The 15,015-nt window shown below is 68.8% G+C and carries 8 protein-coding genes; 2 read left to right on the forward strand and 6 right to left on the reverse strand.

Annotated elements, in window-relative coordinates:
- Window positions 1-91 precede the first annotated feature (91 nt).
- Window positions 92-508: an NADH:ubiquinone oxidoreductase subunit NDUFA12 gene (locus OWC43_RS03055; protein ID WP_137828774.1), complete on the reverse strand. Its 417-nt coding sequence runs from the start codon at window positions 506-508 to the stop codon at window positions 92-94.
- Between the two features lie 504 nt (window positions 509-1,012).
- Here OWC43_RS03055 and OWC43_RS03060 point away from each other — a divergent pair.
- Complete coding sequence (locus tag OWC43_RS03060; RefSeq protein ID WP_393955663.1) at window positions 1,013-4,732, forward strand: vitamin B12-dependent ribonucleotide reductase; 3,720 nt, start codon at window positions 1,013-1,015, stop codon at window positions 4,730-4,732.
- Window positions 4,733-5,425: 693 nt separating this feature from the next.
- On the opposite strand, the gene OWC43_RS03065 is transcribed toward OWC43_RS03060, so the two are convergent.
- From OWC43_RS03065 to OWC43_RS03080, 4 genes are all read right to left on the reverse strand, one after another.
- The gene (locus OWC43_RS03065) at window positions 5,426-7,450 is read right to left on the reverse strand and encodes a cache domain-containing protein (RefSeq protein ID WP_393955664.1); all 2,025 of its coding nucleotides are present in this window, start codon (window positions 7,448-7,450) and stop codon (window positions 5,426-5,428) included.
- A complete protein-coding gene (locus OWC43_RS03070; protein ID WP_393955665.1) occupies window positions 7,425-8,813 on the reverse strand; it encodes a sigma-54-dependent transcriptional regulator in 1,389 nt (462 codons plus the stop codon). The genes OWC43_RS03065 and OWC43_RS03070 overlap by 26 nt, the downstream gene beginning before the upstream one ends.
- Before the next feature lie 323 nt (window positions 8,814-9,136).
- Window positions 9,137-12,331 (reverse strand): efflux RND transporter permease subunit, encoded by a 3,195-nt coding sequence (locus OWC43_RS03075; RefSeq protein ID WP_393955666.1) that lies wholly within the window; start codon window positions 12,329-12,331, stop codon window positions 9,137-9,139.
- A gap of 98 nt (window positions 12,332-12,429) precedes the next feature.
- The gene (locus OWC43_RS03080) at window positions 12,430-13,686 is read right to left on the reverse strand and encodes an efflux RND transporter periplasmic adaptor subunit (protein ID WP_393955667.1); all 1,257 of its coding nucleotides are present in this window, start codon (window positions 13,684-13,686) and stop codon (window positions 12,430-12,432) included.
- An 88-nt stretch (window positions 13,687-13,774) separates the two neighbouring features.
- Here OWC43_RS03080 and OWC43_RS03085 point away from each other — a divergent pair, with 88 nt between their 5' ends.
- The gene (locus tag OWC43_RS03085; RefSeq protein WP_137828781.1) at window positions 13,775-14,377 is read left to right on the forward strand and encodes a TetR/AcrR family transcriptional regulator; all 603 of its coding nucleotides are present in this window, start codon (window positions 13,775-13,777) and stop codon (window positions 14,375-14,377) included.
- A gap of 12 nt (window positions 14,378-14,389) precedes the next feature.
- Here the strand turns inward: OWC43_RS03085 and OWC43_RS03090 are convergent.
- Window positions 14,390-15,015, reverse strand: a 626-nt coding sequence (locus OWC43_RS03090) for an ABC transporter ATP-binding protein (RefSeq protein ID WP_393955668.1), incomplete at its 5' end; no start/stop codon positions are given.

The following is a 15,015-nucleotide window of genomic DNA, read 5'->3' on the forward strand; positions in this document are numbered from 1 at the left end:
GAGTCCCTCCATCCTGTCTGGGGAGGGAAAGGCCGCAGCCCCGGATCGGTTCAGTTCAGGCGTTGCCCCGACCGATCACGGAATCGTCGGATCACTCGCCCGGCGTCCAGGGCACGTAATCGCCGGTCGCGGCCGGGCGTGCCCCCCAGGAGAGCTGCGAGCCCTTCGGCCGATAGGCGGCCGCGGTGCCGGTCATGTTCTCCTCGTGCGGCTTCTGCCACTCGCGGGGGCGGTAATCTTCCTCGCTCGGGGGGATGTCGTTGTTGTGGCAGAGCCATGCGCGCCAACCGGGCGGCACGCGGGAGGCGTCGGCGTAGCCGTTATAGACCACCCAGCGTCGCTCCGGGCCGACCGAGCGATCGATCAGGGGGCCCTGCGCCTTGTAGTACTTGTTGCCGAGCTCGTCCGTGCCGACGAACTGGCCGCTGCGCGCGGTGATGAGCGCGAGCGACACGGTCTGCCCGTTCCACCACGTGAAGATCCGCAGCAGCGTGTCCTTCAGGGCCATGGTTCCTCCCGGCGGCGCGGGCCGGCGCGATACGATGCGGGCGTTATGCGGCAGCCCGCACGCCCCGTCCAGCGAGACGGCGCATCTGTCGCATTTTCGGCACGCCCGCCCGGGTTCCAAACGCCCGTTTACCATGCCGACCGGCGGGTCGGCGCGGTTGCCTGTGAATCGAAAATAATTCGCGGTCGAATCCGACAGGCGAAAACGGCACTTAGCGGAATGGCGGCGATATCCACAGGATTATCCCTCAAACCACTACATCTAGCGCGGAACACGGGTAGCCGGCACTAGTTATTGACGTCAGAGGCAGCCGGGCGTTAAGGTTCGGGCATCGCTTCGGACGGGTCGGCGCCGGGTCACCATCCCCAGCCCGCACATCGGATCGAACGGTTTCGTGCGCGGTTTGCCGCGACACGGCCGGAGCGGACATCCTGCTTTTCATCCTGACACGGTGCGGCACCTTCCGCACCGGGCGCTTCCACGCGTCCCATGGGGAAATGATTCATGCGGTTCGATCGGCGCTACACCACGGCCGGCCAGTCCCCCTACGCATCCATCGCCTTTCGCGAGGCGGTGAGCGAGATCCGCAACCCGGACGGTTCGGTCGTCTTCCGGCTCGCCGGCATCTCGGTGCCCGAGAGCTGGAGCCAAGTCGCCGCCGACGTGCTGGCGCAGAAGTATTTCCGCAAGGCGGGCGTGCCGGCCCGCCTGAAGAAGGTCGAGGAGAACAGCGTTCCCTCGTTCCTGTGGCGCTCGGTGCCCGACGAGGCCGCTCTGGCCGCGCTGCCGGAGGATGAGCGCTTCGTCTCCGAGATCTCCTCGACCCAGGTGTTCGACCGGCTCGCCGGGTGCTGGACCTACTGGGGCTGGAAGGGCGGCTACTTCTCGTCGGAGGAAGACGCCTCGGCCTTCCAGGACGAGCTGCGCTTCATGCTGGCCCGCCAGATGGTGGCGCCGAACTCGCCGCAATGGTTCAACACCGGCCTGCACTGGGCCTACGGCATCGATGGCCCGAGCCAGGGCCACTATTACTGCGACTACCGCACCGGTGAGCTGACCAAGTCGGCCTCATCCTACGAGCACCCGCAGCCGCATGCCTGCTTCATCCAGGGCGTCCAGGACGACCTCGTCAACGAGGGCGGCATCATGGACCTGTGGGTGCGCGAGGCGCGCCTGTTCAAGTACGGCTCCGGCACCGGCTCCAACTTCTCGATGCTGCGCGCCGAGAACGAGAAGCTCGGCGGCGGCGGCAAGTCGTCGGGCCTGATGTCCTTCCTCAAGATCGGCGACCGGGCGGCGGGCGCGATCAAGTCCGGCGGCACCACGCGGCGCGCCGCCAAGATGGTGATCGTCGACATCGACCATCCGGACATCGAGGCCTTCATCGACTGGAAGGTGAAGGAGGAGCAGAAGGTCGCCGCGCTGGTGACCGGCTCCAAGGTCGTCTCGAAACACCTCACGGCGGTGATGAAGGCCTGCACCCAGTGCGAGGCGGAGGGCGACGCCTGCTTCGACGCCGAGCGCAATCCGGCGCTCAAGCGCGAGATCAAGGCCGCCCGCAAGTCGATGGTGCCCGACGCCTATATCAAGCGCGTGGTGCAGTTCGCCCGCCAGGGTTTCACCAAGATCGAGTTCCCGGTCTACGACACCGATTGGGATTCGGAGGCCTACCTCACCGTCGCCGGCCAGAACTCCAACAACTCGGTCTCGCTGACCGACGAGTTCCTGCGGGCCGTCGAGGCGGATGAGGATTGGGCGCTCACCGCCCGCACCACCGGCAAGGTCTCCAAGACGGTGAAGGCGCGGGACCTCTGGGAGAAGATCGGCGAGGCCGCCTGGGCGTCGGCCGATCCGGGCCTGCACTTCAACACGACAATGAACGACTGGCACACCTGCCCGACCGGCGGGCGGATCCGGGCCTCGAACCCGTGCTCCGAGTACATGTTCCTCGACGACACCGCCTGCAACCTGGCCTCGGCCAACCTGCTGACGATGTATGACCGTCAGGCCAAGCATTTCGACGTCGAGGCCTTCGAGCATCTCAACCGTCTCTGGACGGTGGTGCTCGAGATCTCGGTGATGATGGCGCAGTTCCCGTCGAAGGAGATCGCCGAGCTTTCCTACAAGTACCGCACGCTCGGTCTCGGCTACGCCAATATCGGCGGCCTGCTGATGACGATGGGTCTGCCCTACGACTCGGACAAGGGCCGGGCCCTCGCCGGCGCCCTCACCGCGATCATGACGGGCGTGGCCTATGCCACCTCCGCCGAGATGGCGGCCGAGCTCGGCACGTTCGAGGCCTATCCCGAGAACAGCGCCCACATGCTACGGGTGATCCGCAACCATCGCCGCGCCGCCCATGGCGAGGCCGAGGGCTACGAGGGCCTCAACGTCGCCCCGGTGGGCCTCGACCACGCCAACATCCCGCAGGCGGATATCGGCGCCCATGCCCGGGCGGCCTGGGACCGGGCGCTCGCCCTGGGCGAGCGGCACGGCTACCGCAACGCGCAGGCCACCGTGATCGCGCCGACCGGCACGATCGGCCTGGTGATGGATTGCGACACCACCGGCATCGAGCCCGACTTCGCCCTGGTGAAGTTCAAAAAGCTCGCGGGCGGCGGCTACTTCAAGATCATCAACCAAGCCGCACCCGACGCCCTGCGGGCGCTGGGCTACCGGGAGGCCGAGATCGCCGAGATCGAGGCCTACGCGGTCGGCCACGGCTCGATGGGCCAGGCGCCATCGATCAACCCCGGCTCCCTGCGGGCCAAGGGTTTCACGGACGACAAGATCGCGGCCATCGAAGCGGGGCTGAAGTCGGCCTTCGACATCAAGTTCGTGTTCAACCGCTGGACGCTCGGCGACGATTTCCTCACCCAGACCCTCAAGGTCCCGGCGGAGAAGCTGGCCGATCCGACCTTCGAGCTGCTGCCCTTCCTCGGCTTCACCAAGAAGGAGATCGAGGCCGCCAACACCCATGTCTGCGGAGCGATGACCCTGGAGGGCGCGCCGTTCCTGAAGCGCGAGCATTACGCGGTGTTCGATTGCGCCAATCCCTGCGGGCGGTTGGGCAAGCGTTACCTCTCGGTCGAGAGCCACATCCGCATGATGGCTGCGGCGCAGCCCTTCATCTCGGGGGCGATCTCCAAGACCATCAACATGCCGAACGACGCCACGGTGGACGACTGCAAGGCCGCCTACCTGATGTCCTGGCGCCTCGCCCTGAAGGCCAACGCGTTGTACCGCGACGGCTCGAAGCTGTCGCAGCCCCTCAACGCGGCGCTGATCTCGGATGACGACGAGGAGGCCGACGACGCGGTCGAGGCGATCATCCAGGCCCCGGCGGCCGCCAAGGCCTCGATCGCAGCCGAGAAAATCGTCGAGCGGGTGATCGAGCGGATCGAGCGCATCCGCTCGCGGGAGAAGATGCCGGACCGGCGGAAGGGCTACACCCAGAAGGCGGTCGTCGGCGGGCACAAGGTCTATCTCCGCACCGGCGAGTACGAGGACGGGCGCCTCGGCGAGATCTTCATCGACATGCACAAGGAGGGCGCGACCTTCCGAAGCCTGATGAACAACTTCGCCATCGCGATCTCCCTCGGCCTGCAATACGGCGTGCCGCTCGAGGAATATGTCGAGGCCTTCACCTTCACCCGCTTCGAGCCCGCGGGCTTCGTGCAGGGCAACGACGCGATCAAGAACGCGACCTCGCTGCTGGACTACGTGTTCCGCGAGCTGGCCGTCTCGTATCTCGGTCGCACCGACCTCGCCCACGTCAATCCGGCCGAGATCGGCGGAACGGTGCTCGGCGGCGGCGAGGGCGACACGACCCGCGAAGCGTCCAAGGCGGCCCCGGCCGCCTCCGCGGTGGTCTCGCGCGGCCTGCTGCGCGGTTCGGCCGACCGGCTCACTCTGATCCAGGGCGGTCCGTCGGGCGCCACCCTCGGCGTCGGCGCGGGCAGCACCGGCCAGACGGCGCCGGCCGGCGGCGCGGTCCACGCCGTGCACGGAGCGACCGCGCTGAAGGCCGAGCCGCAGGCCCTGGGCAGCATCGAGGCCCTGCCCTTCATTAAGGCGGAGCGCAGCGTCGCGGATCGCCGCGCCGAGGCGAAGATGAAGGGTTATGTCGGCGAAGCCTGCCCGGAATGCGCGAACTTCACGCTGGTCCGCAACGGCACCTGCCTGAAATGCGACACCTGCGGCAGCACCACCGGCTGCTCGTAATCCGGCAAGGACGGCTGTGATGAAAGGTTGTGTCCACCTCCATCCAGCCTTGCCTTGATTTGAATAGGTTCCAGGCTGCCCTCGAATGGCAGCCTGGAACGGTGAGGGGAACAAAACATGAAAGCTTAGCCGGGGTGTCCAGGCGAGGCCGGACAGGCATCATTGTTGTTCATGCGACCTTGTTTTTCAGTATTCGATTGCCCGTCGTCTACGGCTGGACCGAGGCGCACGCCGTCGCGGGGCATGCGGGGGCCATCACGCCTGGGGGTGGCTGCCTCAGGTGCGGGCTGGACCGGACGGGGGTACCTGATGTCCGGGTAGCGGCTTGGCCCGACGTGCAGGCCGTCGCTGTCGAGGAGCCCGCTTGCGGCGCCCACTATCAGCCGTACGGACCCATTGAGCTCGGGTTCGTCACGTCCCTGGTCGCCCAGCTGGCCCTGGACTGCCTCCTGGGGAAGGTGACGCGTCCGTGCCATAGGATTTATGCCACACGGCGTGCTTCGCTCACCGAAACGGGCGGCCGTTGGTCCGACCAGTGGCTCGATCGATACCCTCTGAACGACACCGCGGCGACGGGCAAAGGCGGCCGCGGTGTCGTTTAAACCTCGGTCCCAAACTCCGATATCCGGCGTTCCCGCTGCCGCAAGGCCGCAGGTGCTGGGTATCGTCAACCTGCCGGAGGGCGAGCCCACATCAGTTCGTTACCTGCCGTGTCGGCAGCCAGACCGTGAAGGCAGAGCCGCGTCCGACCTCGCTCTCGACGGTGATCAGGCCGCAGTAGCGCGCGATCAGCGTGTAGCTGATCGAGAGGCCGAGCCCCGTGCCGCCGTGGGTCCGGGTGGTGAAGAAGGGGTCGAACACTTTTTGCAGCCGGTCGGGCGGGATGCCGACGCCGGTATCCGCGACCTCGATCGCGACGCCGGGGGTGCCGGAGCGGTCCTCGTCCCGCGTCGCCAGCCGGAGCCGGCCACCTTCGGGCATCGCGTGGATGGCGTTGACCATCAGGTTGATGACGACCTGCTGTAATTCGGTCCGGCTGACCTCGACGGTCCGGTTTGCCGTGTCACCGCTCTCGACCGCGATATCGGCCCGTTCGAGCAGGTGGCGGACGAGCACGCGGCAGTCGCTCACGACCTCGGCGGGCACCACCGTCTCGACGTAGCCGGCATACTCGTCCGGCCGGGCGAATTGCAGCAGGCGCGTGACGATCATGTTCACGCGGTGGACCTGCTGGTCGATCAGGTCGAATTCGGTCCGCACTTCGTCCGCCGCTGAACCCAGCGCCTCGCGGGCGACTTCGAGGTTGCCCTGGATCACCGCGATCGGATTGTTGATCTCGTGGGCAACGCCGGCGGTGATCTCGCCGATCGAGGCGAGCTTTTCCGACATCACGAGCTGCCGCTGAGTCTCCTCGAGCTGGCGCGTGCGCTCCTCGACGCGGTCGTCGAGTTCGCGCGCGAAGGCGCGCAGCTCCGCGTCGCGGGCCTGGAGGCGGTCGAGCAGCTCGTCGAAGCGGCGCGCCACGATCCCGATCTCGTCGTGGCCGACGACCGTTCCAGTGCGGGCGCCGAGATCGCCGGCATCGACCGCCGCGATGGTGCGGTTCATGCGTTCCAGCGGCCGGAAGATCGCGCGGGCAACCGTCAGCAGGAACGGAAGCGTGATGACGGCCGCGACCGCGAAGGTGGCCAGCACGGCCGCCACCATTGCCCAGCGCGCGAGGCGGAACGGCCGTTCGAGGAAGCCGACATAGAGCATGCCGATCCGCCGGCCGGCGCTGTCGGCGATGGGTTCGTAGGCCGAGATGTAGCGATCGTTGACGACGAAGGCGCTGTCGAGCCACGTGCGGCCCTGGCCCAGCACGGCGTCGTGCACCTCCCGCGAGACCCGCGTACCGAGGGCGCGGCGATTGCCGAACAGGCGCACGTTGGTGGCCACGCGCACGTCGTCGAGGAACAGCGTCGCGGTGCCCTGGCCGCCGGCAGGCAAGCCGGCGGGGGCGTAGATCAGCTCGTTGAGGGTGTCGACGAAACCGAGATTGCCGTTGAGCAGCGAGCCGCCGACGAGGGCGCCGTTGCCGCCGTCGGCCAGCGGCGTGGGGCTCGCCGAATGGATGACGAGGCCGCGCGTCTCGACCGTGCGGTCAGTCTCGGCCGCCGCCGTCGTCGGCACGAGATCGAGGCGCGCCCGCGTCGCCAGGGCGGGGGAGATCGCGGTCATCTCGCCGGCCTCGAACAGGTCGAGGCCAGTCTCGGGCTTGCCGGCGAGCGCGGCGGCAACGACGCGCCAATGCGTCGGGCTCGACGGCTTGGCGCCCACGGGCGAGGCGGCCAGGATCGTGCCGTCGGGCGCCGTCAGGTAGAGAAAGTCGAGGCCGAGCGCGCTGCGACGTGCTTCGAGCAGCGCGTCGAGCCCGCCCGTGCGGGCGGCCTCGGCAAAGGCGGCGGATTGGCCGAGTGTGGCGATCTGCTCGTCGCCCCGCTCCATGATGCGGCGCAGGTACTGGCGGGCGATGATCAGGTCGTCGCGCGCTTTCGAGACCAGCAGCGCGTCGAACTCGGCAAGCCACCAGAACAGGGCGAAGCCGAGGACGATCGGCAGCACCGCCACCGTCGGCAGCAATGCGAGGGCGAGCAGGCGGACGCGGACCGAGCGCAGCCCCCAGCGGCCCACGGAAGGCTCGGAGTTCGGCTCAGAGGTCGGCGGGCGGCTCGGCATTCCATTCCGCGCATTTACGGTCGAGAGTCTTGCGCGAGACACCGAGCCGGCGCGCGGCTTCCGCCCGATTGCCGTCGCAGGCGGCGAGCACCCGCAGAATATGGCGCTTCTCGACATCGGCGAGGTCGTCGGTGCGCGGCTCGGCGGGCGCGCTGGAGCCGGGCTCGTCGAAGGTGCCGAGGATCAGGGCCCGCTCGATGCGGTTGCGCAGTTCCCGCGCATTGCCGGGCCACGGATAGGCCTCGAAGCGCTGCAGCACGCTCATGGAAATCGGCAGCGGCGGCAACGCGAGCTGGAGCGAGAGCTGATCCATGAACATCCGCGTGAACGGCTCGATGTCCTCGACCCGCTCGCGCAAGGGCGGCAGGTGGATGCGGACGACGTCGAGCCGGTAGAACAAATCGGCCCGGAACCGGCCATCCGCGACCCGCTCGGGCAGGTCGGCGTTGGTGGCGGCAATCAGGCGCACGTCGATCGGGATCTCGCGGTCCGAGCCGACGGGGCGGACCTTGCGATCCTCGATCACCCGGAGGAGCTTGGCCTGCATCGCCAGGGGCAATTCGGCGATCTCGTCGAGGAAGAGCGTGCCGCCTTGCGCGTAGAAGAACAATCCCTCGCGGGAGGAAGCGGCGCTGGTGAACGCGCCCTTCACATGGCCGAACAGTTCGCTTTCGATGATGTCGGCGGCGATCGCCCCGCAATTGACCGGCACGAACGGCCGGTCGGCGAAGGGCGACTGCTCGTGGAGCGCGCGCGCCGTGATCTCCTTGGCTGTCCCCGACTCGCCGGTGATCAGGACGGTGCTGCGCGTCGGGGCGGCGCGCAGGACGAGGTCGCGGACCGCCGCCATCTGCGGCGAGGTGCCGACGATGCGCTCGACCGCCTGCGTGCGGGCCGGCACCGTCAGCTGGCGGCGCAGGACGAAGTTCTCCCGCCGCAGGGCCGCGCGGTCGAGGCAGCGCACCACCGCGTTGAGGATCTGCTTGGTTCGGAAAGGCTTCAGCACGAAGTCGGCCGCGCCCGCCCGCACGGCCTCAATCGCGGTTTCGAGATCGGCGAAGGCGGTGATCAGGATCACGTCGGTGAACAGGCCGTCGCGGCGCAGCTCCGCCAGCCAGGCGAGGCCAGTGCGTCCGCCCAGGATGTTGTCGAGGATGATGAGGTCGAAATGGCTCGCCTCGATCAGCCGGCCCGCGGCGACGGTATCGCCGACCGCCTCGACCCGGGCGCAGCGCGGCGCGAGCGTGCGGACGAGGAAGTTGCGCATGCCCGGCTCGTCGTCGACGATGAGGATCTGCGCCGTAGCGAGCCAGGAATCGCCGGCGATCGAGGCATCGTCCGAGGCGGCGGAGCCGTGTGTCATGGAGCCGAGAATCGGTCCGGCAGGAGGGCTGCCGCGAGCGGACTCACAGCGTGAGTCTGCTTAGCGGAAGCCGTTCCGGCTGGCGATGGTCGGGCGCTGCCAGCGGTGCCTCAGTTTGACCCCAAGCGGACATTCGACCTCTGTCCGCCGGAGGTCCGGATGGGGTGGTGAGCGGCCTCCAACGCACCACCCGGAGCCGGGCATTCACGAGCAGCTCGACGACCGATCGAGGCCCGTCCGAGGCGGTGGCCTCGAAGGCGTCTGTCCCATTTCCGGGCTGATCCGACATCGGATGCGTACGGTCCAGATCCCTGCCCTGGGCCCTAAGCGGCTTGCTCGATCCTGTCTCGAGCCCCGATCGCGACGCCCTCGCCGTGCTGCTTGAGCGGGCGGTTGCCCGAGAGGCGGCGCAGCAGCACGTAGAAGACCGGCGTCAGGAACAGGCCGAAGGCCGTCACGCCGATCATGCCCGAGAACACCGCCACGCCCATGGCGCTGCGCATCTCCGATCCGGCGCCGGTCGCGGTGACGAGCGGCAGCACGCCCATGATGAAGGCCATGGAGGTCATCAGGATCGGGCGCAGCCGCAGGCGGCTCGCCTCGATCGCCGCCTGGACCGGCGAGCGGCCGGCGAACTCCAGCTCGCGGGCGAATTCGACGATCAGGATGGCGTTCTTGGCCGACAGGCCGACCAGCACGATCAGGCCGATCTGCGTGAAGACGTTGTTGTCGCCCGCCGACAGCCAGACCCCGAACATCGCAGCCAGCAGGCCCATCGGTACGATGAGCAGGATCGCGAGCGGGAGCGCCAGGCTCTCATACTGCGCCGCGAGCACGAGGAAGACGAGCAGCAGTGCCAGCGGGAAGACCCAGATTCCGGAATTGCCCGCGATGAACTCCTGATAGGTGAGATCCGTCCACTCGAACGCGAAGCCGCGCGGCAGCGTTTCGGCGGCGATGCGTGCGGCCGCCGCCTGCGCCTGGCCCGAGGAGAAGCCGGGGGCGGCGCCCGCATTGATGTCGGCCGACAGGAAGCCGTTGTAGCGCATGGCGCGCTCCGGGCCCGCGGTCTGGCGCACCTGAAGGAGGGCCGACAGCGGCACCATCTCGCCCGATCCGGCGCGCACCTTCAGCTGGCCGATGTCGTCCTGGCGGGCGCGGAACGGCGCGTCGGCCTGGACGCGCACCGAGTAGGTGCGCCCGAACCGGTTGAAGTCGTTGACGTAGAGCGAGCCGAGATAGATCTGCAGCGTGTCGAACACGTCGGTGACCGGGATGCGCAATTGGCGCGCCTTGGTGCGGTCGATGTCGGCGAAGAGCTGCGGCACGTTCATCTGGAAGCTGGAGAACAGCCCGACCAGCTCCGGCGCCTGGGCGGCCTTGGCCATGAACGCCTTGGTCGCCTCGTTCAGCGCCTCGTAGCCGAGGCCGGCGCGGTCCTCGATCTGCAGCTTGAAGCCGCCGATGGTGCCGAGCCCGTTGACGGGCGGGGGCGGAAACATCGCGATGAAGGCCTCGGGGATCGCGGCGTACTTCTTGTTGAGCGACATCGCGATGGCGGCGCCGTTCAGCGCCGGACCTTTACGCTCCTCGAAGGGCTTCAGCGTCGAGAACACGATTCCCGAGTTCGACGAGTTGGTGAAGCCGTTGATCGACAGCCCGGGGAAGGCGACTGCACTCTCGACGCCGGGTTCCCTCAGGGCGATCTCGCTCATCTGCCGGATCACGTCCTCGGTCCGGTCGAGGGTGGCGCCGTCGGGCAGTTGCGCGAAGCCGACGAGGTACTGCTTGTCCTGGCCCGGCACGAAGCCGCCGGGAATTTTTTGAAACAGTCCCACGGTCACGCCAACGAGGACGAGGTAGAGCACCATCATCGCCCCTTTACGCGAGACGACCCCGCGCACGCCGTGCCCGTAGGCGTCGGAGGCCCGTCCGAAGGCGCGGTTGAAGCGGCGGAAGAACCAGCCGAGCCCGGCGTCGAGTACGCGGGTCAGCCGGTCCTTCGGGGCGTGGTGGCCGCGCAGGAGCAGCGCCGAGAGGGCGGGCGAGAGGGTGAGCGAGTTGATCGCCGAGATCACCGTCGAGATCGCAATGGTCAGCGCGAACTGCTTGTAGAACTGGCCCGTCAGACCGCTGATGAAGGCCAGCGGCACGAACACCGCGACCAGCACCAGCGCGATGGCGATGATCGGCCCCGAGACCTCGCGCATCGCCTGATAGCTGGCGTCGCGGGGCGATAGGCCCGCCTCGATGTTGCGCTCCACGTTCTCGACCACGACGATGGCGTCGTCGACGACGATGCCAATGGCGAGCACGAGGCCGAACAGGCTCAGCGCGTTGATGGAAAAGCCGAAGGCATGCATCACCGCGAAGGTGCCGACGATGGAGACCGGCACGGCGAGCAGCGGGATGATCGAGGCCCGCCACGTCTGCAGGAACAAGATCACCACCAGCACCACGAGGGCGATGGCTTCGAGCAGCGTGTGGATCACCGCCTCGATCGAGGCGCGCACGAACTGTGTCGGATCGTAAACGATCTGGTAGTCGATGCCTTCCGGCATGTTGCGCTTGATCTCGGCCATGGTCCGGCGCACCTCGTCGGAGATCTGGATCGCGTTCGAGCCGGGCGATTGCGAGATCGGGATCGCCACCGCCGACTTGTTGTCGAGGAGCGAGCGGAGCGCGTAGTCCGAGGCGCCGAGTTCGATCCGGGCGATGTCGCGCAGGCGCGTGATCTCGCCGTTCTCGCCGGTCTTCACGACGATCTCCCCGAACTGTTCCTCGCTGGTGAGGCGCCCTTCGGCGTTGAGCGAAAGCTGTAGGTCGAGGCCGGGCACGGCCGGCGAGGCCCCGATGACGCCGGCGGCGGCTTCCACGTTCTGGGCCTGGATCTCGCGCACCACGTCGCCCGCCGACAGGCCGTGCTCGGCGACCCGCTGCGGGTCGAGCCAGATGCGCATGGAATAGTCGCCGGAGCCGAACAGCTGCACCTGGCCGACGCCGTCGAGGCGGGCGAGGCGATCCTTGATGTTCAGGACCGCGTAATTGCGCAGATACGTCATGTCGTAGCGCCCGTTGGGCGAGACGAGGTGCACGACCATGGTGAGGTCGGGCGAGGACTTCACCGTGACGATGCCGAGCTGGCGCACGATCGCCGGCAGCCGCGGCTCGGCCTGCGAGACGCGGTTTTGCACGAGCTGCTGCGCCTTGTCCGGGTCGGTGCCGAGCCGGAAGGTGACGGTCAGGGTCATGATGCCGTCGGTCGTGGCTTGGCTCGACATGTAGAGCATGCCCTCGACGCCGTTGATCTGCTCCTCGATCGGCGTCGCCACGGTCTCGACGATGACCTTCGGGTTGGCGCCGGGGAAGGTCGCGCGCACGACGACCGAGGGCGGCACCACGTCCGGATACTCGGAGATTGGCATCGCGAAGAGCGAGATCAGCCCGCCGATGAAGATCATGACCGAGAGCACGCCCGCGAAGATCGGGCGGTCGATGAAGAACTTGGACAGGTTCATGTCGCCCTCCGGGGTCGGGCATCGGGCACGAGGCGTCGGGCAGCCGCCGAAGGGGCGGTCGCGCGGGTCGGATCGGGAGTGGGGGAGAGGACTGGAGGCTACGGCGCTTCGGCGCTGGCGAGCTGGCTGGCGCCGGGCGTGCGCTGGCCCATCGCCACGGCCTCGGGCCGCAGGAGCGTTCCGGGGCGGATGCGCTGCAGGCCGTTGACGACGATGCGCTCGCCGGCCGACAGGCCGGAGGTCACGACGCGAAGGCCCTCGACGGCGCGCCCGAGGGTGACGGCGCGGAACGCGGCGCGGTCGTCCGTTCCGACGACGAGGACGAACTTCTTGTCCTGATCGGTGCCCACCGCCCGCTCGTCCACGAGGATCAGCCGCTCGGGCGCCACTTGGCCGAGCCGCATCCGCGCGAACTGGCCGGGGATGAGGTGCCCGTCGCCGTTGGCGAAGGTGGCGCGCACCCGCACCGTGCCGCTGCGGGCATCGACCCTGTTGTCGATGAACTGGAGATGGCCGCGGGCGCGGGTGCCCGCCGCCGTCACCATCTCGACCGGGATGCGGTCGAGCTTGCCGCGCGTCCCCGCGGGGCCGGCGATGGAGGCGAGCGCCTTGAGGACGACGGTCTCGTCCGCGTCGAAGCTTGCGTAGACCGGATCGACCGAGACGAGGGTGGTGAGCACCGCAGCCCCGGCGCCGGTCGCCACGAGGTTGCCCGGCGTGATCTCGCGGCGGCCGACGCGCCCGCTCACCGCCGCCCGCACCTGCGTGTAGCTCAAGTTGAGCCGGGCCGCCTCCAGGGCCGCCTTCGCCCCATCGAGGCCGGCCTTCGCCTCCCGGAACGCATTGGCGCGCACGTCGAGGTCGCGCGCCGTGACGATCTGCTGGTCGGACAGCCGGCGCCCGCGATCGAGATCGCTCGCGGTCAGCGCCACCCGCGCCTCGGCACCCGCGACCTGGGCCTCCAGGCGCTGGACCTCCGCGGCGTAGGGCGCCGGATCGATGGTGACGAGAAGGTCACCGGCCTTGACCAGATCGCCCTCGACGAAGTGCGTCGCCTGGATCGCGCCGCCGACGCGGGCCCGCACGTCGATGCGCTCGACCGCCTCCAGCCGACCGGAGAACTCGTCCCAGAGAACGACCTCGCGCGGTTCGATCGTAGCGACCGCGGCAGGTGCGGTGGGCTCGGGCTGGGGCGTCGCCGCGACCGCCGGTGTTCCCTTGAGCAGCGGACCGGAGGCGAAGTGGTAGGAGCCACCCGCGAGCAGGGCGAGGGCCAAACCGACTCCGGCGCTGCGCCGGAAGAGGAAACGGGTCAGGGAAGTGTCGCGATGAGGGTCCACGGCCGGCTCCAACATCTGTAGGGTTCACTACACATGTCGGTATGGACGCGGAACGTCAAGAGACTTATCTATCACTCGATACAAAAGTTGGAGCCGGCAGACAATGGCGATGGGACGGCCCCGGTCGTTCGACGCGGACAAGGCCCTCGACGAGGCAATGGAGGTGTTCTGGCGCCACGGCTACGACGGGGCGAGCCTCGCGATGCTGACCAAGGCGATGGGCATCAAGCCGCCGAGCCTCTACGCGGCTTTCGGCAGCAAGGAGGGCCTGCTCAAGGCCGCCCTCGACCGCTACGCGCAGCGCCGCTCGGCGCATATGCACTACGTCCTGGCGGGCCCGACGGCGCGCGAGGTGGCGGAGCGGTTTCTGAGCAGCATCGCCGAGAGCCACACCGATCCGGCCAACCCGCCCGGCTGCCTGCTGGTGCAGGGCGGGCTCGCCTGCGGCGAGGGCTCGGAGAACATCCCGTTCGAGCTCGCCGCACGGCGCGCCCAGGGCGAGGCGGAGTTGCGCGAGCGCTTCGTCCAGGCCCGGCACGACGGCGATCTCAGCCCGGAGGCCGACCCGGCGGCGCTGGCCCGCTTCCTCTCGACCGTCGCCTCGGGCATGGGCGTCCTGGCCTCTTCCGGCGCCGACCGCGAGGCCCTGCGGGAGGTGGCGCGGGTCTCGCTCAGCGCCTTCCCGAAGCGGGACGCATCGTCCTGAGGGGTCCGCCGATCAGATCGGTTGGCCGAGGATCGTGCGGCGCAGGCGCACCAGTTCGGGGTCGTCGCGGTGGCGCGGGTAGGGCAGATCGACGGGGAGGTCCGCGCGCATCGCCGCCGGGCGGTCGGAGAGCACGATCACCCGCTCGGCCAGCACCAGGGCTTCCTCCACGTCGTGGGTGACGAGGAGGGCGGTGAAGCGTGTCTCCTGCCAGAGCCGCAGGATTTCGGCCTGCAGCGCGAGCCGGGTCAGGGCGTCGAGCTTGCCGAGCGGCTCGTCGAGCAGCAGCAGGCGCGGCGCGTTCACCAGCGCACGGGCCAATGCCGCGCGCTGCGCCATGCCGCCGGAGAGCTGGTGGGGAAACACCTCGGCGAAGCCATCGAGCCCGACGAGGCGCAACGCCGCCTCGACCTTCGCTGCGCGCTCCGGTTTCGCGACGCCGCGGGCCTCAAGCCCGAGCCTCACATTCCCCTGCACCGTACGCCAGGGATAGAGCGTCGGGTCCTGGAACACGAGGAGGCGCGACGGATCGGGGCCTTCGACCCGCCGTCCATCGACGGCGATGCGGCCCGCCTCCGGCGGCTCCAGCCCGGCGACGAGGCGCAACAGGGTGGACTTGCCGCAGCCGGAGGGGCCGA

Origin of the sequence: Methylorubrum sp. POS3 (genome assembly GCF_043352485.1) — a bacterium.
GTDB lineage: Bacteria > Pseudomonadota > Alphaproteobacteria > Rhizobiales > Beijerinckiaceae > Methylobacterium > Methylobacterium suomiense.

Excerpts from the sequence above, each read along its gene's own strand:
- OWC43_RS03055 (WP_137828774.1), bottom strand. The coding sequence starts at position 508 with ATGGCCCTGAAGGACACGCTGCTGCGGATCTTCACGTGGTGGAACGGG.
- OWC43_RS03060 (WP_393955663.1), top strand. The coding sequence starts at position 1,013 with ATGCGGTTCGATCGGCGCTACACCACGGCCGGCCAGTCCCCCTACGCA.
- OWC43_RS03065 (WP_393955664.1), bottom strand. The coding sequence starts at position 7,450 with ATGCCGAGCCGCCCGCCGACCTCTGAGCCGAACTCCGAGCCTTCCGTG.
- OWC43_RS03070 (WP_393955665.1), bottom strand. The coding sequence starts at position 8,813 with ATGACACACGGCTCCGCCGCCTCGGACGATGCCTCGATCGCCGGCGAT.
- OWC43_RS03075 (WP_393955666.1), bottom strand. The coding sequence starts at position 12,331 with ATGAACCTGTCCAAGTTCTTCATCGACCGCCCGATCTTCGCGGGCGTG.
- OWC43_RS03080 (WP_393955667.1), bottom strand. The coding sequence starts at position 13,686 with ATGTTGGAGCCGGCCGTGGACCCTCATCGCGACACTTCCCTGACCCGT.
- OWC43_RS03085 (WP_137828781.1), top strand. The coding sequence starts at position 13,775 with ATGGCGATGGGACGGCCCCGGTCGTTCGACGCGGACAAGGCCCTCGAC.